At 54.2% G+C, this 20,146-nt stretch carries 18 protein-coding genes and 1 other RNA gene; 15 read left to right on the forward strand and 4 right to left on the reverse strand.

Annotation, left to right across the window (positions count from 1 at the left end; translation table 11 throughout):
- The first annotated feature begins 47 nt into the window (after positions 1 to 47).
- From flgF to flgL, 7 genes are read left to right on the forward strand one after another with little or no spacing between them, the layout of a single operon-like run.
- Positions 48 to 788 (forward strand): flagellar basal-body rod protein FlgF, encoded by a 741-nt coding sequence (gene flgF, locus ACJAXR_RS13125; protein ID WP_415058728.1) that lies wholly within the window; start codon positions 48 to 50, stop codon positions 786 to 788.
- 44 nt (positions 789 to 832) lie between these two features.
- Positions 833 to 1,618, forward strand: a complete 786-nt coding sequence (gene flgG, locus ACJAXR_RS13130) for a flagellar basal-body rod protein FlgG (protein WP_415058729.1) — start codon at positions 833 to 835, stop codon at positions 1,616 to 1,618.
- 15 nt (positions 1,619 to 1,633) lie between these two features.
- Positions 1,634 to 2,311: a flagellar basal body L-ring protein FlgH gene (flgH, locus tag ACJAXR_RS13135; protein WP_415058730.1), complete on the forward strand. Its 678-nt coding sequence runs from the start codon at positions 1,634 to 1,636 to the stop codon at positions 2,309 to 2,311.
- Between the two features lie 11 nt (positions 2,312 to 2,322).
- Complete coding sequence (locus tag ACJAXR_RS13140; RefSeq protein ID WP_415058731.1) at positions 2,323 to 3,420, forward strand: flagellar basal body P-ring protein FlgI; 1,098 nt, start codon at positions 2,323 to 2,325, stop codon at positions 3,418 to 3,420.
- 14 nt (positions 3,421 to 3,434) lie between these two features.
- Entirely contained in the window at positions 3,435 to 4,613 is a 1,179-nt protein-coding gene (gene flgJ, locus ACJAXR_RS13145) for a flagellar assembly peptidoglycan hydrolase FlgJ (RefSeq protein ID WP_415058732.1), read from the forward strand.
- A gap of 2 nt (positions 4,614 to 4,615) precedes the next feature.
- Entirely contained in the window at positions 4,616 to 6,616 is a 2,001-nt protein-coding gene (flgK, locus tag ACJAXR_RS13150) for a flagellar hook-associated protein FlgK (protein ID WP_415058733.1), read from the forward strand.
- Positions 6,617 to 6,629: 13 nt separating this feature from the next.
- Positions 6,630 to 7,904, forward strand: coding sequence for a flagellar hook-associated protein FlgL (gene flgL / locus ACJAXR_RS13155; RefSeq protein WP_415058734.1), 1,275 nt, complete (start codon positions 6,630 to 6,632; stop codon positions 7,902 to 7,904).
- A 16-nt stretch (positions 7,905 to 7,920) separates the two neighbouring features.
- Here flgL and ACJAXR_RS13160 read toward each other — a convergent pair whose 3' ends face one another.
- A complete protein-coding gene (locus ACJAXR_RS13160) occupies positions 7,921 to 9,666 on the reverse strand; it encodes a potassium/proton antiporter (protein WP_415058815.1) in 1,746 nt (581 codons plus the stop codon).
- 113 nt (positions 9,667 to 9,779) lie between these two features.
- Between ACJAXR_RS13160 and ACJAXR_RS13165 the strand changes: the two genes are divergently transcribed.
- The 7 genes from ACJAXR_RS13165 (at position 9,780) to recR (ending at position 17,160) form a co-directional block, all read left to right on the forward strand.
- Positions 9,780 to 10,433 carry a thiopurine S-methyltransferase gene (locus ACJAXR_RS13165; RefSeq protein WP_415058735.1) on the forward strand — a complete coding sequence of 218 codons (654 nt, stop codon included), beginning with the start codon at positions 9,780 to 9,782 and terminating at the stop codon, positions 10,431 to 10,433.
- A gap of 71 nt (positions 10,434 to 10,504) precedes the next feature.
- A complete protein-coding gene (locus ACJAXR_RS13170; RefSeq protein WP_415058736.1) occupies positions 10,505 to 11,425 on the forward strand; it encodes an AEC family transporter in 921 nt (306 codons plus the stop codon).
- A gap of 820 nt (positions 11,426 to 12,245) precedes the next feature.
- Positions 12,246 to 13,892: a methyl-accepting chemotaxis protein gene (locus tag ACJAXR_RS13175; RefSeq protein WP_415058737.1), complete on the forward strand. Its 1,647-nt coding sequence runs from the start codon at positions 12,246 to 12,248 to the stop codon at positions 13,890 to 13,892.
- 98 nt (positions 13,893 to 13,990) lie between these two features.
- Positions 13,991 to 14,087, forward strand: an RNA gene (gene ffs / locus ACJAXR_RS13180) — signal recognition particle sRNA small type.
- Positions 14,088 to 14,211: 124 nt separating this feature from the next.
- Positions 14,212 to 16,188, forward strand: coding sequence for a DNA polymerase III subunit gamma/tau (gene dnaX, locus ACJAXR_RS13185; RefSeq protein WP_415058738.1), 1,977 nt, complete (start codon positions 14,212 to 14,214; stop codon positions 16,186 to 16,188).
- 14 nt (positions 16,189 to 16,202) lie between these two features.
- Positions 16,203 to 16,529: a YbaB/EbfC family nucleoid-associated protein gene (locus ACJAXR_RS13190; RefSeq protein WP_415058739.1), complete on the forward strand. Its 327-nt coding sequence runs from the start codon at positions 16,203 to 16,205 to the stop codon at positions 16,527 to 16,529.
- A gap of 31 nt (positions 16,530 to 16,560) precedes the next feature.
- Entirely contained in the window at positions 16,561 to 17,160 is a 600-nt protein-coding gene (gene recR / locus ACJAXR_RS13195; RefSeq protein ID WP_415058740.1) for a recombination mediator RecR, read from the forward strand.
- Positions 17,161 to 17,185: 25 nt separating this feature from the next.
- Here recR and ACJAXR_RS13200 read toward each other — a convergent pair whose 3' ends face one another.
- A complete protein-coding gene (locus tag ACJAXR_RS13200) occupies positions 17,186 to 17,476 on the reverse strand; it encodes a hypothetical protein (RefSeq protein ID WP_415058741.1) in 291 nt (96 codons plus the stop codon).
- A gap of 496 nt (positions 17,477 to 17,972) precedes the next feature.
- The gene (locus ACJAXR_RS13205) at positions 17,973 to 18,392 is read right to left on the reverse strand and encodes a hypothetical protein (RefSeq protein ID WP_415058742.1); all 420 of its coding nucleotides are present in this window, start codon (positions 18,390 to 18,392) and stop codon (positions 17,973 to 17,975) included.
- Between the two features lie 167 nt (positions 18,393 to 18,559).
- On the opposite strand from ACJAXR_RS13205, the gene ACJAXR_RS13210 reads away from it, so the two are divergent.
- Entirely contained in the window at positions 18,560 to 19,855 is a 1,296-nt protein-coding gene (locus tag ACJAXR_RS13210; RefSeq protein ID WP_415058743.1) for a serine hydrolase domain-containing protein, read from the forward strand.
- Between the two features lie 8 nt (positions 19,856 to 19,863).
- Here the strand turns inward: ACJAXR_RS13210 and ACJAXR_RS13215 are convergent, their stop codons facing one another.
- Complete coding sequence (locus ACJAXR_RS13215; RefSeq protein WP_415058744.1) at positions 19,864 to 20,091, reverse strand: YheU family protein; 228 nt, start codon at positions 20,089 to 20,091, stop codon at positions 19,864 to 19,866.
- Between the last annotated feature and the right edge of the window lie 55 nt (positions 20,092 to 20,146).

The raw sequence follows: 20,146 nt of genomic DNA on the forward strand, positions 1-20,146 counted from the left end.
CTTGATAGCAGCAAAGCGGCAATTCCTTGTCGCAACGGGAGTAAAGCGTGGATAAATCACTATACATCTCCATGACGGGCGCCAGTCAGAATATGCTGGCTCAACAAGCCCATGCCAACAATCTGGCGAACGTCAGTACCACTGGCTTTCGGCGCGATTTCGAGCAGGCGCGTTCCATGCCTGTCTATGGTGAAACCTTTCCCACCCGAGCCTACGCGATGACAGAGCGGCCGGGTACTGACATGGCCTCCGGGAGCATGCAGGAAACCGGTCGCGAGCTGGATATCGCTGTGGAAGGGCAGGGTTGGATTGCGGTACAAGCGCCGGATGGAACCGAGGCTTACACCCGTGCCGGCAGTCTGCAGATGGACGCCTTCGGTATGTTGCGTACCAGCAGCGGGATGCCGGTGTTGGGTAACGCTGGTCCAATTGCGTTGCCACCGGCCGACAAGATCGAAATCGGTCAGGACGGCACCATTAGCATTCGCGCAGAGGGCGAAGGTCCCAACGTATTGGCAGAAGTTGACCGTGTGAAGCTGGTCAACCCGGATTTGGCTTCGCTGCGCAAAGGGGAAGACGGCCTGATGCGGGTAGAGGGTGAGGGCGAGCAACCAGCCGATGGCGCCGTAAGAGTGGCTTCGGGCTTTCTCGAAACCAGCAACGTCAATGCGGTAGCAGAAATGACCGCAATGCTGTCCTTGGCGCGCCAGTTCGAGCTGCATATAAAGATGATGCGCACAGCCGAAGAGAACAGCCAGGTCACTAACAAGATTCTGCAAATCAGTTAAACCTGATCAGCCGCATCGCTCAATGATGCGCTAGGAGAAAGAGCATGCACGCAGCACTTTGGGTAAGTAAAACCGGTTTGTCCGCGCAGGACACCATGCTGACCACGATATCCAACAACCTGGCCAACGTGGCGACTACGGGCTTCAAGCGCGATCGACCCGAGTTCGAGGATCTGTTGTACCAGATCAAGCGTCAGCCTGGCGGCCAGACTACTCAGGATACGCAATTGCCATCTGGCCTCCAGTTGGGCACCGGTGTAAGGGTTGCCGGTACCCAGAAGATATTTACCGAAGGCACGCTGCAGACCACTGAACAACCGCTGGATCTGGCGATCAATGGTAAGGGCTTCTTTCAGATTCTGATGCCCGACGGCAATATCGGCTATACCCGCGACGGCAGCTTTCATCTGGACGCCGATGGGCAAATTGTTACTTCGAGCGGTTTCCCGCTGGAGCCGGCGATTCAGCTGCCGGATGATGTGCAGTCGTTCACCGTTGGCGAAGACGGCACAGTGAGTATCTCTGTGTTCGGTGACCCCGCCGCCCAACAGTTAGGCATTGTGCAGACGGCTAATTTTGTTAATCCGGCCGGCCTGCAGTCGATCGGTAATAACCTGTTTTTGGAAACGGCTGCCAGCGGCGCCCCACAGGCCGGCAATCCAGGCCAGAACGGTTTGGGTACGGTGCTGCAGAATACGCTGGAGAACTCCAACGTCAGTGTCGTGGAGGAACTGGTCAATATGATCACGACCCAGCGCGCCTACGAGATGAACTCCAAAGTGATCTCGACTGCTGACCAGATGCTGCAATACGTCAGCCAGAATCTCTAAGAGGAATAGCCTGAGATGAAATCCATGCGGCTTGCTCTGGTTCTGCTTGTTATCGCTACGCTGGGGGCCTGCGTACAAATGCCCCCTGCGCCCAACGATCCGTCATACGCGCCTATCATGCCGCGCTCACCGGCTCCGCAGGAGCGTAACAACGGTGCTATCTATCAGTCTGGGTTCGAGGTCACTCTATACGATGACAACAAGGCCAGTCGGGTTGGCGACATCATTACCATCCTCCTTGAGGAGCGGACGGCAGCGCGCAAGAGCGCAGATAATGAAATAAGCAAAAACAGTTCAACACAGATCGCTAATCCGACGCTGCTGGGCAATGTGGTTGGGGCCAAGGGCCTTAATCTGGGTATTGATATTGCGGGCAATCGTACCTTTGCAGGGGATTCCGAGGCGAACCAGACCAACAGTCTGAATGGTTCAATCACCGCAACGATTTTTGAGGTATTGCCCAACGGGGTCATGCGCATACGTGGTGAAAAATGGATAACTTTGAATAATGGCGATGAGCTGATCCGGATTTCCGGCCTGGTCCGCGCCGCAGATGTAGGCCCTGACAATACCGTGCCCTCTACCCGCATCGCTGATGCGCGCATTGCCTATTCCGGTACAGGTGCCTTCGCCAACGCTAGTCAACCGGGTTGGTTAAGTCAGTTCTTTCTTAGCCCCCTTTGGCCCTTTTAGGAGTGATCAGCATGCATAGTATGCTGCTGTGCCTGTGTTTGATTCTTGCTGCGCCCCTGGCCCAGGCCGAGCGTCTGAAGGATATTGCCAGCGTGGCTGGCGTGCGCACCAACCAGTTGATCGGTTATGGCCTGGTGGTCGGTCTGGTTGGCTCCGGTGACCAGACTAGTCAGACGCCCTTCACGGTGCAGACCTTTAATAACATGCTGACCGAGTTCGGTATCACTGTGCCGCCTGGCACGCGGATCCAGACTAAAAACGTGGCGGCAGTGGCTATCCATGCAGAGTTACCGGCGTTTTCCCGGCCGGGCCAGACAATCGATATCACCGTGTCCTCGATCGGTAATGCCAAGAGCCTGCGCGGTGGCAGCCTGTTGATGACGCCGCTCAAGGGAATCGACGGCCAGGTGTATGCGATTGCCCAGGGTAACCTGGTAGTGGGTGGCTTTGGCGCCGAAGGTGCTGATGGCTCACGGATCACGGTTAACGTACCGAGCGTTGGCCGAATACCCGCCGGCGCAACGGTTGAGCGAGCAGTCACTAGCCCATTCGCCAGTGGCGAGCACCTGGTGTTCAACCTCAACCGTCCGGACTTCACTACCGCCAAACGAGTCGTCGACCAGATCAATAGTACCTTTGGCCCTGGTGTGGCTCAGGCTCAGGATGCCGGCTCCATAACCGTTCGAGCCCCCCTGGATCCTAACCAGCGTGTTGACTATATGTCGATGGTTGAGAACCTGGAGGTACAGCAGGGCAATGCCTCGGCAAAAATCGTGATCAACTCGCGCACGGGCACCATTGTCATCGGCCAGAATGTCCTGGTACAACCGGCTGCGGTCACCCATGGAGGCCTTACGGTGACCATCAGCGAAAATATTCAGGTCAGCCAGCCTGGTGCTTTCACCGCCGGTCAGACCGCGATCACGCCCAGCTCGCAGATTAACATCGAAGAAGGTGATAGCCGCATGTTCGTGTTTAATCCAGGCGTGTCTCTTGACGAAATAGTGCGTGCGGTTAATCAGGTGGGGGCAGCCCCAGGCGACCTGATGGCTATTCTTGAAGCCCTTAAACAGGCTGGCGCCTTGAACGCCGAGCTTGTGATTATCTGAGCGAGGACGCGACCATGAGCCCGAACGGTATCAGCTACACCGATCTCAACTCTATGAGCGAGCTGAAGGCGGGTTCCAAGGCCAACAGCCCGGAGAATATGGAACGCGTTGCCGAGCAGTTCGAATCCTTGTTCATGAATATGATGGTCAAGAGCATGCGTGATGCCAACCAGGCATTCGCCGAAGGCAATCCGCTGAATACACCGCAGACTCGTTTCTATCAGGATATGTACGACAATCAGATGTCGGTTCATCTGTCTGAAAAGCAAGGTCTTGGGTTGGCTGATGTGATGATGCGTCAGTTGTCACCCGAGAAAGCGCCCGCGTCAACGGGTACCGCTCTGGAGCGCCCAGCGCTTACCACTGATCTGTCAGTAAGCATTTCGTCTGATGTTGATACGGGTGGCAGGCCGGATCAGTCTGCACTCCTGGCTAAACGTCGGCTGGGTTTTTCCCTGGGGCATGCCGGTATGCAGGCAGCGCTGGTAGCTAACGCTACCAGCGCCCCCGTTCCCAGAACATCTGCAACAATCGAGCCTGCCCAAGTATGGCAGCCATTGCGCGCTTTACAGGATGTCGCGCGTAGCCAGTCAGGTACCGCTGAGGCTATTGCTCAGGCGACGCCTTCAGTTACACCTGTTTATGCCTCTGCGTCGGGCCCCGTCCGTTTTGCCAATTCAGCTGAATTTACGGAGGCAATGTTACCAATGGCTGAAAAGGCTGCAGCGCGACTGGGGGTCGATCCGCACTATCTGGTGGCCCAGGCTGCGCTTGAAACGGGCTGGGGCAAGTCAATTATCAAGCAGCCCGATGGCAGTAATAGCCACAATTTGTTTGGCATCAAGGCGCACGGTGGATGGCAGGGCGAGTCAGCCAGCGTCATGACTCACGAGTATCGTGACGGCGCCAAAGGTCAGGAGCGTGCCAGTTTTCGCAGCTATGCCTCATTCGAGCAAAGTTTTGATGATTATGTGAACTTCCTCGAAGGCAACGGCCGTTATACCCAAGCACTGGCCCGCACCGAAAACCCGGACACTTTCTTCCGAGAATTGCAGCAGGCCGGCTACGCGACCGATCCGCAGTATGCTCGTAAGGTATCGCAGATTGCCCGGCAATTACTGAACAACTCTCAGGCACAGCAGGGTACGCAGATCGCACAGGCGGATGCTCGGCATAGTGAAGGCAGGGCATAAGCATGGCAGATCTCTTTGGCATCGGACTCAGCGGGCTCAAAGCCAGTCAGACCAATCTAGCGGTCACCGGGCAGAATATTTCCAACGTTAATACGCCTGGTTTTAGTCGTCAAACCGCTGTGCAGGAGGCTCGAAACCCCAGCTTTAGCGGTGCCGGCTATATCGGTAACGGCACTAATATTGTTGATGTTCAGCGTATTTATAACGAATTTATGACCAGCCAAGTCCGTACTAGTACGGCGATCAATTCCGAGGTCAATGCGTTCCAGACGCAAATGGAAGAACTTAATTCGCGGCTGTCTGGTGCTGCGACCGGTATCACTCCGGGTCTGGCGAATTTTTTCAATGCGCTGCAGACCTCCGTGGAAGATCCTGCGAGCTTGCCGGCCCGGCAATTATTCCTTTCCGAATCCGAAGGTCTGGCATCACGCTTCAATACGATTCAGAATCGATTGTCGACCCAGACCGAGTTCATCGGGCAGCAGATGGGTACATTGACCGGTCAGGTTAACCGTTTGGCTGATTCGGTCGCTAAATATAATGACTCCATTAGCCTCGCTGTAGCCAATGGTGCGCAACCTAACGATTTATTAGATGCTCGCGACGAGGTGGTTCGTCAACTCAGCGAATTGATCGGTGTCACTGTTGTGCCGCAGGATGGCAATAGCATTAACCTTTTTGTTGGGTCCGGTCAGCCATTGGTTGTGGGTAAGGAAGCATCAAGCCTCCAGGTCGTGCGCGGAACAACCGACCCGTCCAGGGCGGAAGTCCAGCTAGTCACTAGTGGCTCTGCTCAAGGCATCACCAACCTGATCAGTGGCGGTCAGTTGGGAGGCTTGCTCCGCTATCGCCAGGATGTGCTGGATCAGGCGCTGAATTCTGTGGGTCGCCTGGCGCTATCCATTGCTGGAGAGGTTAACAGTCAGCTAGGTCAGGGCTTGGATATCAATGGCCAGGCAGGTGGCCAGCTGTTCAAAGATATAAACAGTGCAGATCAGCTGGACCTGCGCAGCCAAGCAAGGCCAACCAACAGTGATCCGAACACCAAGCTGAATGTGTTTATTACGCAAACATCTGAGTTGAGCACTTCTGATTATGAAGTGCTTTTCAGCAGTCCGACTCAATACAGTATTCGCCGGATTAGTGATAATCAGGTTACCGGCCCGCTGACGCTTAATACCGACCCGCTACCTCCGGGTGGACCGCAGCCGTCAACGTCCGTAGACGGCTTTGCGGTTACGTTGCCAGCGGGTGGCAGTGTTGCGGCGGGGGATCGCTTTCTGCTGACACCAACGCGTTATGGCTCCGGTGCTATGGAGTCGGTTATGCAGCAGCCTGAAGAGTTAGGTTTTGCAGCGCCCGCTAGTGCCGACACTAGTCTTGCCAATCGAGGTACGGCGAAGATCACTCAGCCAACGCTGGTGGATGGGCCGCAGCCGATAGATCCGTCTGTAATGCAGACGTTCCTGCCGATTGAAATGCGCTACGATCAAACCGCTGGTGTCTTGAACCTCACTCCCGCCGGAGGAACGCTAACTCCTTTATCGATTGCCATCAATCCTGGCCAAACCAATACGCTGGAGTGGGAGATAGACGGCTATACCTTCAGTATGAAGATGACGGGAACGCCGCTTGATGGCGATACCTTTAACATCAAGTTCAACGAAGGCCGATCGGATAACCGCAATGCCCTCGCGCTATCCGATTTGCAGACCAAAGCTGTTTTGGGGCAGGCAGGCGGCCGTGCCGGTTTCTCCTTTGTTGACGGTTACGGCAATCTGGTTCAGCGCGTAGCTACTCTTACCGCTCAGGCGCGTTCGGACAGTGATTCCAGCAATGCTGTGCTCAAGCAGGTAACCAATAATCGTGATTCAGTTTCAGCGGTTAACCTAGACGAGGAAGCGGCTAACTTGATCAAGTTCGAGCAGTATTACAATGCGTCGGCGCAGGTGCTGCAGGTAGCACGTTCGTTGTTTGATACTCTGATAAGCAGCATCCGCTGACAGGTGACAGGCCATGCGTATTTCGACTATCCAGGCATTCAATAACGGCAACCAGGGTATTCAGGATAATTATGCCAAGGTGATTCGGACTCAGGAGCAGGTCAGCTCTGGCAAGCGTCTTCTATCCCCTGCTGATGATCCGGTGGCATCTGTCCGTTTGCTGCAACTGGATCAGGAAGCTAATCGTTTGGGGCAGTTCAAATCCAACATGAGCGCGGCCACTAATAGCTTGAATCAGGAAGAAGCGACGCTCAATTCGGTCACCAATATTCTGCAGCGGGTTAGAGAGATTACCTTGCAGGCAGGTAATGGCGCGCTGGACTCATCGGATCGGCAAGCTCTGGCCCAGGAGCTGACCGAGAGAGAAGAGGAATTGTTTGGGCTGTTCAACAGTCGTAATGCTCGGGGCGAGTATCTGTTTGGCGGTTTTCAGAGCCAAACGCCGCCTTTTGTCCGCAATCCAGACGCTACTTATTCCTACGAAGGCGATCAAGGCCAGCGCTCGATACAGATTGCTGGCTCCAAGCAGGTGGCGATTAATGATAATGGCAAAGATCTATTCGTTGATGTGGGTAACGTCAATCGAGTGGTGACTGAAGCAAACGCCGTTAACACCGGCAATGCACGTGTGTCGTTAGGAGTGGTGGAAGACAAGAAAGCCTATGACACCCAGTTCTATCCGAATAATACGCTGAGTATTACGATAGGTGCGGGTGGCACGAGCTACGAAATTTATGGTGATGCAAATCCGGCTGTGTTGCTGGCGTCGGGAACGATTGAGCCGAATGACGACAAAAGCCAGCAGATACGGGTAGCTGGCGTGGTGGTCAATCTGGATGGTGACCTGAATGCGGGTGATGAATTCAGTATTACCCGTGGTGCTGCTTTACCGCCTGGCGATCCTAGAATTGCTGACTCAGGGGAAAAGCGCAGCATCCTGCAGAATATCGCCTTCCTGCGCGCAACACTGGAAAACACGGGGAACTCCACCGAGGACAAACTGGTACGTCGGGATAAGCTAGCAGTCAGTCTGGAGAACATCGATAATGCTATGAACAGCGTGCTTAGTGTGCAGACTAGCATTGGCGCTAGACTTAATGTTATCGAATCGACCGGCGACGAAAATGCTGAGGTGTCTTTGATCAACACCAAGGTACAAGCAGAGTTGTCGGAACTCGACTACGCGGAGGCTTTAAGCCGCCTCAGTATGGAATCGATCGTATTACAAGCCGCGCAGCAGAGTTATGTCAAAATCAGCGGCTTGAGTTTATTTAACTTCTTGCGCTGAGCGTTGACGATGCAATTCAGAACCCCGGCGGTATTGTCGGCTTGCCACTAGCCAGCTTCAGGCCAACTTTCAGAATGGTGTCGCTGTCTACTGCGGCGACGACCCAGGCCTGGCCTTCCCATTCCAATTTATCCCCGACTACCGGATGGCCACCAAAGCGTTTACCCAAAAAGTCTGCGAGTGTCAGTTTGACGAGCTCCTCCGGTACGCTGAAACCATAGAACCGGCCTACCGCGCCCAGCTCGGCATCGCCCTCCAGAATGAAGTCACCAAAGAACCGCCGGCTTTCCAGGTAACTTGCGGCACGGGGTCTGCTGAAAAGCTTAGAGAGTGCGGGCAAATCCCGCGGTCGGCCGATGACGCACAACACGTCATTTAGAGCGAGTCGGGTACTCCCGCGAGGGTGTAACAGTTGGCTGCCACGAAATACCGCGGCAATTCGAGAATCATCCGGCATGCTGAGCTCACGCAATGCCACGCCGACGCACCAGTTGGCATTTTCCAGTTGATAAATCATCACCTCATATTCGCCCTCGACCGCAACATCAAGACTGGTGCGCTGCAACGGCTCGGGTTGGGGTGGAATTTCCACTCTGCAGAATTTGGCTGCCAGTGGCAGGGAAGAGCCTTGCAGCAGGAGTGAGACAAGCACTACTACGAACGCAATATTAAACAGTAGTTGAGCCTGCTCGAGCCCTGCCAATAACGGGAAGATTGCCAAAATAATAGGTACTGCACCGCGCAGGCCAACCCAGGCAATAAACAGCCGCTCGCGCCAAGGAAAGACAAAAGGTGCGAGACAAATCATGACCGCGAGAGGACGTGCGACAAAGATCAGAAAGAGTGCAATAAGGATTGCTGGCCCAGCGATGGGCATCATTTCGCTGGGAGTTACCAGAAGTCCCAGCATCAGGAACATGCCAATCTGACTCAGCCAAGCCATACCGTCCTGAACATGCAGGATGTTCTGCAAGTTGTGCACACGACGGTTGCCCAGGACCAGGCCAGTCAGGTAAATGGCCAGAAAGCCACTGCCGCCGATGCTGTTGGCGAATGCAAAAACCAGAATCGCGCCACTGGTAATCAGTAGCGGGTAAAGTCCTGTGGCAAGCTTGACCCGATTCACCAGGCTGACTAGGAGTATGCCTCCAGCGAGACCGCACAGACCTCCGATACCGAACTGTTGCACGAATGCGAGCAGAAAGGACCAGCTGACATCCTGCTCGCCGGATGCCAGCATTTCCACCAGTGTGATGGTCAGGAAAATAGCCATGGGGTCGTTTGAGCCAGACTCGATCTCCAGCGTAGCGCCAACCCGCTGTTTCAGGTTCAGCCCTTTTCCTTGCAGCAGTGAGAACACAGCTGCGGCATCGGTGGAGCCAACTATGGCACCGAGCAACATTCCTTGCAGCCAGTGCAGTTCTAGCAGCCAGGCTGTAAGCAGGCCGGTCAGGCTAGCGGTCAAAATGACCCCGAAGCTTGCCAGAGAAATGGCGGGCCACAGCCCAACCCTGAAGCTCTCGACCTTGGTACGCATGCCTCCATCCAGCAGAATGATTGCCAGTGCTAGGCTGCCAATCATGAATGCGGTATCCGTATTGTCGAAGCTGATACCGCCGAGTCCGTCCTCACCGGCAAGCATTCCGATTATCAGAAATATCAGCAGCAGCGGTATGCCCAACCGCGAAGACAATGAGCTGGCGAGTATGCTGGCACACAGCAGTAGCGCACCGATCAGGAAAAGTGTGTTGATGTAATCCATGCCGCAGGGCAGTCCATTCATGTATCGTGAGAACTCTCACTATATAGTCTGGCTCGCTGTTATTGGTGAAAATTTCAATGCTGTCAGTTGATTACGATAGATAGGAGATGAGGATGGATGCGGATTTCTGGCGTGAACGCTGGCAACTGGGGCAGACCGGTTTCCACAAGTCGCGGGCCAACCCTTTGTTACTCCGCTTTTGGGACGACTTGGCTCTATCGTCCGACGAGAGTGTGCTGGTACCCCTGTGTGGCAAGAGCCTTGACATGATCTGGTTGCGCGAGCAGGGTCACCCGGTGCTCGGTGTCGAGCTTTCGCGTCTGGCGCTGGAAGAATTCATCGTCGAGCAGAGCCTGGAGTGCACTTGGCAGAGTCAGGGCGACTTCGCCGTGGGGCAGTGCGGTGCTCTGGCTTTGTATTGCGGTGATTATTTCGAGCTCGACGCAGAAAAACTGGCGAGTATTACTGCAGTCTACGATCGTGCGGCACTCATCGCCTTGCCGCCGCCAATGCGCAAGCGCTATGTGGAGCATTTGCGAGCCTGCCTGCCGGGGGGCTGGCAGTTATTGTTGATTACCCTGGATTACCAGCAACAGGAGCGGGCCGGACCTCCTTTCAGTGTACCCGACGCCGAGGTGAAGGTTCTTTTCGAGGGTTGCAAAATAGCAATACTGCAGGAAGAAGAGGTGCTCGATCAGCACGCGGTATTCAAGCAAGAGGGCATGACGGAACTGGTCGAGCGGGTCTACCTGATTTTGGCTGATTAATCGGTGTCAGGCTTTTATCGCGGCATCCGAAAGGCTGCCATAATCCGTGCAGACATTGTTCTGGAGTAGCCATGGCGGCCGCCCTTGCTCTATTGCTTAAACTGTTACCGCTCTACATAACCGTGGGGCTTGGCTGGCTGGCAGGGCGCTTCCTGAACGCCAGTGGCAGTCACATTGCGGGCATCATGTTGTATATTGTTACGCCTTCGGTTGTTTTTTCCGGCGTGATGAGCGCGCCTTTGTCCACTAGCGTTATCTTGCTTCCTTTTGTGGTATTCGGCTTTTGCACTCTGATCGGTTTGATGCACCTGGTTATTGCCCGTGGGTGGTTGAACAATGCCAGCGCCAATCTTATTCCGCTATCGGTGGGGACCGGTAACACTGGCTATTTTGGTATTCCTGTTGCGCTATTGTTGTTTGGCGACCGTGGGCTGAGTATTTACATTGTCTGTTTGCTCGGTACGACCTTGTATGAAAATTCGATAGGGTTTTACCTCGCAGCCCGAGGGCGTTACGGTGTGCGTGACTGTTTGCTCAAGGTGGCGCGACTCCCATCTATCTATGCGTTTTGCCTTGCCGTAGCTCTGAACCTTGCTGATGTTGCCATGCCAACTATTTTGATTCCGTTGTTTGACAACCTACGAGGGGCTTACAGCATTCTCGGGATGATGATCATAGGTATGAGCATCCTGAGCTTTCGCGGCCTCGCGGGAGATATGCGTTTTACCGCATTGGCTTTTTTCGGCAAATTTGTTTCATGGCCATTGCTGGCACTGGGGTTCTGGTGGGTCGATAGTCATTGGTTAGAGATATACGATCTTGCGGTTTACCAGGCGATTTTTCTCATTTCTATTACGCCTATAGCCGCTAACACGGTAGTCATAGCGACGCTGCTGGGTACTGAGCCGCGACAAGCTGCTGGCACTACCCTGCTCAGTACGGTATTCGCTTTGATTTACATACCGCTGATGGTTTCTTTCGTGCTGCTGTGATCGACACGGCAAATTTCTTTCATGCAAAATGCCTGATGAAAAAATGATCTGTCATGCATAATGCAATAAATGGATAGCTTTAAAATATATAACCGCATGATATATATAGTAAAATATGTATTTTTTGACTGGCACGTACCCTGCAACATTGATCGGTAGAAATACAATTCGATCAGCAGAGGCAGAGCTGACAACTCTGATCACTACAGGGAGAACGTTCATCATGAAAGGTCGCGATATTGCCTTATTTGTTAGTATTCAGGGGATTTTGTTAGGCGCTGCATTTGTGCTTTCCTCAGGACAAGATGGCCTGCAAGACCGGACCACACAGCTTACTAAACCAGCGCAGATCCAAAGAGGGACCCTTACAACTCCAGTTCCTACGCAGCCGATTGCGCGGCAGATGACCATGCAGGTCCTAGACTCATTCCAACAGGTTGGTCGGGATAGCTCTTCCGCTGATCATCAAGGACTACCCAGCCACCAACGGCGCTGGGTTTTTTGAAGGGCCTGCCTGTTTATTAGTCGAGCGAGGTCTCTTGTTTCTTTACGGTGCCCAATTTGTCTTGGTTACTTTCTCAATAACGTGAGTACTTAAACCCTGCCTATCTTCTCGAATGGACAGGTGTCAGTAAACACGATCCACCTCAGCTTCTTCCTGCGCTTTTGCCCATGACACAACAACGTGTTGTATCTTTTCCTAATGCTCACAACGTTATGGCCGATATGACATGTAGTTCGTCATGAATCCTTTTTTTGACGTGACCTTTAACAGCAATATAGGGCTGTTGGCCATTCGCAAGCTACGTGGAAAACCAGAATGAATACATTCTTACGTAATATGGGGTTTCGCTGGAAACTGACTTTACCCATGCTGATTCTTGCCGGCATCTTTTGTCTGTTGGGCGCAGTTTCTTATATAGGAATATCGGATCTTTCATCGCGAATGGAGCGTTTCTCTTCTGGCCTTTTACCGCAGGCAACCAATCTTCTTGAGGCTGACCGGGACATGTATCAAGCGCTGCTGGCTGAACGTGCGTTGGTTCAGGGTGCTTCGAGGGAGGAGCGTGCCGCATTAGCGTCTGAGCATGCCAATAACATGCAACAGGCATTAGATCGAGTTCAGGTCTCAGCCGGTTTGGCGGTGTCATCAGACAGCCGCGCACTAGGCGAAAAGTTTGTTCTGGGATTTGCAGCATGGAAACAGGTCAGTACAGAGGTTGTCCGGCTCGCGCAAAGTGAGGCGTTTCAAGATAAGGGTCAGGCTAATCAGCTTAGCTTCGGGCAGTCAGCGGAGCTTTTTGGCCGAGCACGTGATCTGATCGACCAGATGACTCAGGTTGTTGATGCTGAGGCAGCGGCTGAACTGCAAGCGGCTAACAGCGCTTCAGCTTCGAATGCACAGACGCTTTTTATAGTGGCTATCGCAGGTTTAATTGTCTGTGCTCTGACAATCTTTATTTTACCGGGTCTGATCATCCGCCCAATAACCGATATTCTCGCGCGAATTCGTGATATCGCCGGAGGCGGAGGCGATCTCACCAAGCGTGTAGATGTGAATTCGGCAGACGAAGTGGGGCAGCTGGGCCAGAGCTTCAATGCGTTTCTCGACCAGCTGCAACTGTTGATCCGCGAAGTGGCAGAGTCGACCCTGCTGGTGGCTTCGGCATCCGAGCAGATGAGTGCCATCGCAGCCAACCAGGATCAGCTCGTCATGGATCAGCACCTGGCCATTGATCAGGTGAGTACTGCGGCAACCGAGATGACAGCAGCTATTCATGAAGTGGCGGACAATGCCCATTGTACCGCCGATGCAGCGCGACAGGCGGACCAGCAGGGCCACGCAACGTCCGAGGTGGTCGGACAGACCATGAACGCGTTGCGACGACTGGCTGGGGATGTAGCCGAGGCTGCGGGCGTCATCAATCGTCTGGAGCAGGATAGCGACAAGATCGGAGGCGTGCTCAGCGTCATTCAAGCGATTGCCGAGCAAACCAATTTGCTGGCACTAAACGCAGCAATCGAAGCTGCTCGCGCAGGCGAGCAGGGTAGAGGCTTTGCCGTGGTGGCTGATGAGGTTAGAACGCTGGCAGCACGGACGCAGGATTCGACCCGCGATATTCAAGAGATGATCCAAAGCCTGCAAACAGGCAGTGGCCAGGCTGTGAGTGTTATGCAGCGTGGCGCAGCGTTAGCCGCTGAAAGTGTCGCTCAGGCTGAAGGCGCTGAAAAGTCGCTCAGTGATACGGCACAATCGGTTGTGCGTATCAATGATATGGCGGCGCAAATCGCCTCGGCGTGCGAGGAACAGACGCAAACCACTGAAGAGATTGCACGTAATATCAGCGGTATCCGTGATCTCTCTGATCAGGCAGCACAGAACTCAGCAGAAAGCCGTCAGGCCAGTGAATCCATGGCCAGGCTCGCAGCCGGGTTACAGCATCAGGTGGGGCGTTTCAAGACCTGACCAAGAGGTTATGGAAGCACTCCAACAATGGGTTGTAAGTTCGCACCAAGCCGTTACAATAGCGCGGCCTGTCCAGTACAGGTTTGTTATGGTGGCCCCGCCGGTCCCCTCGCAATGATTCGCCGTTAACCTGGTCAGGCCCGGAAGGGAGCAGCCACAGCGGCTACATCGTGTGCCGGGGTGTGGCTGGTGGGGCTGCCACCCATCATGACCTTCCGTCATAAGATCCTTTTTGCTGTCCCGTGCATCTCGCAAAGTCTGCCCGCTTTGGTTACAGTATAGGCTTGTCTTTCAGACCCTATCGGACAGCAGACATCCAATGAGTTATCAGGTACTTGCCCGCAAATGGCGTCCGCGACTGTTTCGTGAAATGGTCGGCCAGACCCATGTGCTTCAGGCTCTGATCAATGCGCTTGATCATGATCGCCTCCATCATGCCTATCTGTTTACCGGCACCCGTGGTGTCGGCAAGACGTCGATCGCGCGTATTCTGGCCAAGTGCCTTAACTGTGAAACCGGCGTGAGCTCCGAACCCTGTGGTACGTGTTCGGCCTGCCGCGAGATCGACGAGGGTCGTTTTGTTGATCTCATTGAGGTCGATGCGGCTAGCCGTACCAAGGTAGAAGACACCCGCGAGCTGCTGGACAATGTTCAATACGCGCCATCACGAGGTCGCTATAAGGTCTACCTGATCGATGAAGTCCACATGCTTTCCAGCCACAGTTTTAATGCGCTACTGAAAACTCTGGAAGAGCCACCCGAACACGTCAAATTTCTGCTGGCCACAACGGACCCGCAGAAACTGCCGGTGACCATTCTCTCCCGTTGTCTGCAATTTTCGCTGAAGAACATGCTGCCGGAAAAGATTGTCGATCATTTGCGGCACGTATTGGGCGAAGAGATGATTCGGTTCGACGAGGAATCCTTGTGGCTACTGGGTCGGGCAGCCGATGGCTCGATGCGGGATGCGCTAAGTCTTACAGATCAGGCGATTGCTTTCGGTAACGGTGCGCTTCAGGTGTCCGAGGTACGCAGCATGCTCGGCACCATCGATCATGGGCAGGTATTCGGGCTGTTGGAAGCGCTAGCGGCAAATGATGCTCAGGCAATGCTCGCCGCCGTGGCTGAGTTGGCCGAGCAGGGTGCGGATTTTACCGGCGTACTGGGTGAACTATTATCGGTGCTGCAACGGGTTGCCATTGCTCAGATTTTGCCACAGAGCGTCGACAACAGTCTCGGCGATCAGGAACAGGTGCTCGGGCTTGCGGGTAGAGTCAGCGCTGAAGACGTACAGCTTTTTTACCAGATGGGTCTTCATGGTCGCCGCGATCTGCCGTTGGCGCCGGAGCCGCGTGGTGGTTTTGAAATGGCCATGTTGCGTATGTTGGCGTTTCGCCCCGGCACTTTGGAACAGGACGCTGTCACTGGCTCACCGGGAATAGCGCCGGGAAAGCAGACAGGGCTCAGCCAGGCCAAGGCTGAATCCGAATCGGCCAGGCCAGAAGCAACCGCACAGGCGGCGCCTGCGGTGGTATTGCCGGTAATCAGCGAGCCTGAACAGCCATCAACACCAGAGTCCGAGTCGGTGAATGCGCCTGTTTGCTCTATGTCGGATAATGTTACGAATAGCAAACATCGGTCACTCACCGCTGGCCAGCCCCTGAAGGCAACCACTCCGGTAAAGCCGCCACAGAATGAGCCGCCCGCTGAATGGCTGCAGGCAATACCTGCTGATCCAGTAGAAGACGAAAGGGATGCAGAAGACGACGAAGGCTTTGATGTTGAGCATTATTCTGGCGATTGGCAGTCAGCGGACGCCGTGGCAGCGGCGACCTCACCTCGGGATGCTGGTCCTGAGGACGAGACGTCTGCGACCCCCGTAGATATGCCAGCAGCAACTGGTCTGGCGGCTGAGTGGTTGGACACATTCCTGCGGTTGAAGCTAAGCGGTCTGACCCAGAGTATAGCTGCCCATTGCCAGCTAGTTGGCTGCTCCGGCGATACTTGGACGCTGCATCTTGATCCGGGGCATAGTGCTTTGTACAACGACAACCACCGGTTGCGTCTGCAGCAGGCGTTGATCGAGCATATTGGCTCTCCTGTTGATCTGGAGGTGCTGATAGCCTCTCCTGACCAGGAAACCCCGGCCATTGCGGCAGCGCTCCGCAAGCACAAGCGTCAGCAGGAGGCCGAGGTAAGCATTCAGCAGGATCCGCTGGTACTGGGTCTGATGCGCGACTTTGCTGCTCAGATTTGCGAAGGTACTATCCGTCCAATTGACACAACGACCCATTGAGCGAGGATAGCAGCATGATGAAAGGTGGAATGGCCGGGCTGATGAAGCAGGCGCAAGATATGCAGGAAAAAATGGCAAAGATGCAGGAAGAACTGGCTCAAGCCGAAGTAACCGGACAATCTGGCGCGGGTCTGGTATCCGTGGTGATGAATGGTCGCCATGACGTCAAGCGGGTTAGCATTGACGACAGTCTTTTGACTGAAGAAAAGGAAATACTCGAAGATCTTGTTGCAGCTGCCTTTAACGATGCGGTGCGCAAGTTGGAGAAGAGCAGTCAGGAGAAAATGACCGGTATGACTGCGGGTATGAACCTGCCCGACGGCTTCAAGATGCCTTTTTAAAGGTAATGATCAATATTATGCAGGTGGTGCCATGAGCTTTAGTCCACTGATTCGTCATCTGATCGATGCGCTGCGCGGTTTGCCCGGGGTGGGCCCAAAGACAGCGCAACGTATGGCGTTGCATCTGCTTGAGCGAGACCGTGATGGTGCTCGACATCTCGCTGGAGCGCTTGCAACCGCTATGGATGGCGTGGGTTATTGCAGTCGTTGCCGTACCCTCAGCGAAAATGATATCTGCGTCATCTGTATCGATCCGCGTCGGGATGCCAGCTTGCTCTGCGTATTACAGAGCCCCGCCGACGTGTGGGCGGTCGAGCAGGCCGGCGGATTTAGCGGCCGTTATTTTGTGCTAAAAGGGCAGCTATCTCCCATTGACGGTATGGGGCCAGATGAAATTGGTATCCCCGCCCTGCTTGAAGCGGTCGAGCGTAGCGAGGTTGCGGAAGTCATACTGGCTACCAATCCGACAGTAGAGGGTGAAGCGACCGCGCACTATATCGCTAGCATGCTCAAGTCTCGCGGGATCAAGGTCTCGCGAATCGCCCATGGTGTGCCACTGGGTGGAGAGCTGGAGCATATTGACGGTGGAACGCTAGCGCATGCTCTAGCTGGTCGCACCCCCATCCTCTAAGCCGATGTCATGACGAGACTGGCATTTACTCCACAGCACCGTTCTGTTTTTCCAATTCATCCACAATCCGATCATAGGCTTCACAGGGGTCATGTGCATCCGTGGTGGGATTGCGTAGTTGCAGCGCAACCAGTTGCTCGTAAAGCTCGTTTGCCTTGACTGGATCACCGTCAGCGATACGGTGAACTGTTGCTGCGACTTCTTCGGCTTTTGCTACGGCATCGTCAGCGGTGCAAGCGGCTGAGGCCGGGAGGGTGAATAGACCGAGTAAGCCGGCAGTTATCAAACTGGATAATGTTCTAGATAGTGTTTTCATGGCTGGCCTCAATGGCTACATTAATTGCAGACTTATTTTAACGGCATTCATTGGAGCATCCAACCAGGTGCGTCAATCAGTCTCTGCTGGTAAGGCAGGATTGACTGAATAGGTGTTGTGCAAGAATCGGAATCGATTTTTGGTTGCTATTGGGGCGTTCTCAGTACGAGTCTGATGGTAGCCAATTTGTCGTCTACTCCGTGAGTTTAGCCATGCACCGCCCTTGTAGTGTCTTGATTATCTTCTTTTTAATCCTGTTCCCGCCTGCCAGCTTTGCCGAGGTACTGATGGTCGGATTTGGCACCCACAAACCTCCTTACGTATATGAAGGCGAGAACAAAGGACTTGAGTACGAGCTGGTTGAAGCTGCTCTGGCGGATGCAGGAATTGAAATACATGGCTATTACGCTCCATTAGAGGGCTTGCACCGAATGCTCGCAAACAAAGAACCCCATGCAATGGCCACAACCAACGAGACCAGTGGAGTTATTGCGTATTACCGCGGGTCTTCATCGAGTATCACAACGTGGCGGTGAGCCTGCAGTGCAATCATATTCACCTGGGGACTATTGATGACCTGCAGGGTCACTCCATCAGCGCTTTTCAGCGTGCCCGTTACCTGTTGGGCCCGCGCTTTCTTGCGATGACTGAGGCGAATGCCCGTTATCGTGAAGAGGCGCGACAGATCACCCGGAATTTGCTGCTGTATGCTGGACGAGTCGACGTGATGATCGGCGATTGACGGATCATTCGTGGATTTAATGGGGACATAGCTGATTGGGTTGATGTCAGACAACCCGTTACCGAGCACACTCTGTTTCCACCGACAGGCAATCGCATGGATTTTACCAATCGCTCCGTGCGCGAAAGCTGTGACCAGGGACTGTCTGCGATCCATACGGACGGGAGCTATCACGCTATTACCCAGCGTTATGAGCAGTTCTAGTCGCTGCCTGACTGAATAGACCGCATCTCTGGCCTATCAGACGCTGCCCGGGGCCAGTGCATCGGTTAATCTGAGAAAGTCACAATATAAAAATAAAGCCTTCGCCGTATCGGCCCACGAATAATCGGAGTTTTCGCATGATTTTCTCGCGTACTCTCGCCGCCACTCTGGCGGTACTTTTGACACATCAGACACAGGCCCAGGAAATGCCCTCACCCGATACTGTTCGTCTTGACCAATTGCGGTTAATGGAAGGTTTTCCGGCCCCGGCAGACAAGCAGGTAACCGCAGACAACTTTCTGGTGCAGTTCCCCAATCTGCGTTGGGCATTCCACCATATGCGCGAGTTGCTGCCCACGCGCAATATCCGCCGGGGGCCAGAGGCACCCACAGGGTTGCCGGCAGGGGAAGATCTGCGCGAGAAGATCGACGCATTGAGTTTCACAGGCCCGCAAGGCGATTTCCTTACTTTCGGTCAATACCTCACCTCTACCTTCGCCGATGCCACGCTGATAATGAAAGATGGCAAAGTAGTCTATGAGGCTTACCACGAGGGAATGCCGGCTGAGAATCCCCACATGCTCTGGTCGGTCACTAAATCCTTTGGCGGCCTGATCGCTACGCAACTGCTGGAGGAGGGTACGCTCAAAGCTGATGCGCTGATAACTGACTACGTGCCAGAGCTTCACGGCAGCGGTTGGAGTGGCGCAACGGTTCAGCAACTGCTGAATATGACGGCCGACATCGACTACAGCGAGGTATATGCCGATCAGGAATCGGATGTCGTCAAATACGCCATGTCAGCCGGCATGCTCCCCAGGCCTGAGGACTTTGCCGGAGAGCGTGACCTTTACAGCTATTTGCCGACTATTGGTTCTGACGGTGCCCATGGTGAGCGCTTTATTTACCGTACCGTGCACACCGAAGTACTGGGTTGGGTGTTACGCCGCGCTACCGGAAAGCATGTGGCTGAGCTGATCAGCGAGCGCCTCTGGAGCAAGTTGGGTTCCGAGCAGGATGCTTATCTATTGCTGGACAGCAAAGGTACTGAGTGGGCGGGCGCCGGTTTGAACGCCAGCCTGCGTGATCTTGGTCGTTTTGGCGAGATGATGCGGCTGGAAGGTCGATTCAACGGCCAGCAGATCGTTAACAGCTCAGTGATAGCCCGCATTCGTGAGGGCGGTGATCGGGAAGCATTCAAGGCAGCCGGCCGTGATTTTCAAGCGGGCTATTCGTACCGCAATCAATGGTGGATCAGCCACAACGACGATGGTGCCTACGAGGCGCTCGGTGTGCACGGCCAGATGATTCATGTTAATCCGGCAGTGGGACTAGTGGTCGTGCGTCTTTCCTCTCATCCGGTGGCTACCTCGGCGGCCACGTTTCCCACAACCCGACCTGCTTTGGTCGCATTGGCTAATATGTTGCGCTAGGACAAGTACTATTTGAACATGTCTGCCGGCACGTCTCGCCGGTGGGCAAGGCTGGTATCCCCTGTATCGGGATGAAAGACAATCAAAACCTCGTCTTTCTCAATCTGTTTACGTAATCGCGATACCCGTTGCTCGAGAGTCGCTTCGTATCCGTTGTCTGTGCCGTCACGTGTGACAAAGTCCTCTAAAAGACGTTCCAGTGTATGAGGGTCCAGCAGGGTATGGGGTATCAGCATGTTGTCTACTTCCCAGATGACAGTGGCACTAATGATACACTGCGTGGCCGTTCAT

The organism is Halopseudomonas sp. (genome assembly GCF_047631575.1).
In the GTDB taxonomy this organism is placed as follows: Bacteria; Pseudomonadota; Gammaproteobacteria; order Pseudomonadales; family Pseudomonadaceae; genus Halopseudomonas.

Excerpts from the sequence above, each read along its gene's own strand:
- ACJAXR_RS13140 (WP_415058731.1), top strand. The coding sequence starts at position 2,323 with ATGCATAGTATGCTGCTGTGCCTGTGTTTGATTCTTGCTGCGCCCCTG.
- ACJAXR_RS13170 (WP_415058736.1), top strand. The coding sequence starts at position 10,505 with ATGGCGGCCGCCCTTGCTCTATTGCTTAAACTGTTACCGCTCTACATA.
- flgJ (WP_415058732.1), top strand. The coding sequence starts at position 3,435 with ATGAGCCCGAACGGTATCAGCTACACCGATCTCAACTCTATGAGCGAG.
- ACJAXR_RS13175 (WP_415058737.1), top strand. The coding sequence starts at position 12,246 with ATGAATACATTCTTACGTAATATGGGGTTTCGCTGGAAACTGACTTTA.
- flgL (WP_415058734.1), top strand. The coding sequence starts at position 6,630 with ATGCGTATTTCGACTATCCAGGCATTCAATAACGGCAACCAGGGTATT.
- ACJAXR_RS13190 (WP_415058739.1), top strand. The coding sequence starts at position 16,203 with ATGATGAAAGGTGGAATGGCCGGGCTGATGAAGCAGGCGCAAGATATG.
- flgG (WP_415058729.1), top strand. The coding sequence starts at position 833 with ATGCACGCAGCACTTTGGGTAAGTAAAACCGGTTTGTCCGCGCAGGAC.
- ACJAXR_RS13215 (WP_415058744.1), bottom strand. The coding sequence starts at position 20,091 with ATGCTGATACCCCATACCCTGCTGGACCCTCATACACTGGAACGTCTT.
- ACJAXR_RS13210 (WP_415058743.1), top strand. The coding sequence starts at position 18,560 with ATGATTTTCTCGCGTACTCTCGCCGCCACTCTGGCGGTACTTTTGACA.
- ACJAXR_RS13160 (WP_415058815.1), bottom strand. The coding sequence starts at position 9,666 with ATGGATTACATCAACACACTTTTCCTGATCGGTGCGCTACTGCTGTGT.
- flgH (WP_415058730.1), top strand. The coding sequence starts at position 1,634 with ATGAAATCCATGCGGCTTGCTCTGGTTCTGCTTGTTATCGCTACGCTG.
- ACJAXR_RS13165 (WP_415058735.1), top strand. The coding sequence starts at position 9,780 with ATGGATGCGGATTTCTGGCGTGAACGCTGGCAACTGGGGCAGACCGGT.
- recR (WP_415058740.1), top strand. The coding sequence starts at position 16,561 with ATGAGCTTTAGTCCACTGATTCGTCATCTGATCGATGCGCTGCGCGGT.
- dnaX (WP_415058738.1), top strand. The coding sequence starts at position 14,212 with ATGAGTTATCAGGTACTTGCCCGCAAATGGCGTCCGCGACTGTTTCGT.
- ACJAXR_RS13200 (WP_415058741.1), bottom strand. The coding sequence starts at position 17,476 with ATGAAAACACTATCTAGAACATTATCCAGTTTGATAACTGCCGGCTTA.
- flgK (WP_415058733.1), top strand. The coding sequence starts at position 4,616 with ATGGCAGATCTCTTTGGCATCGGACTCAGCGGGCTCAAAGCCAGTCAG.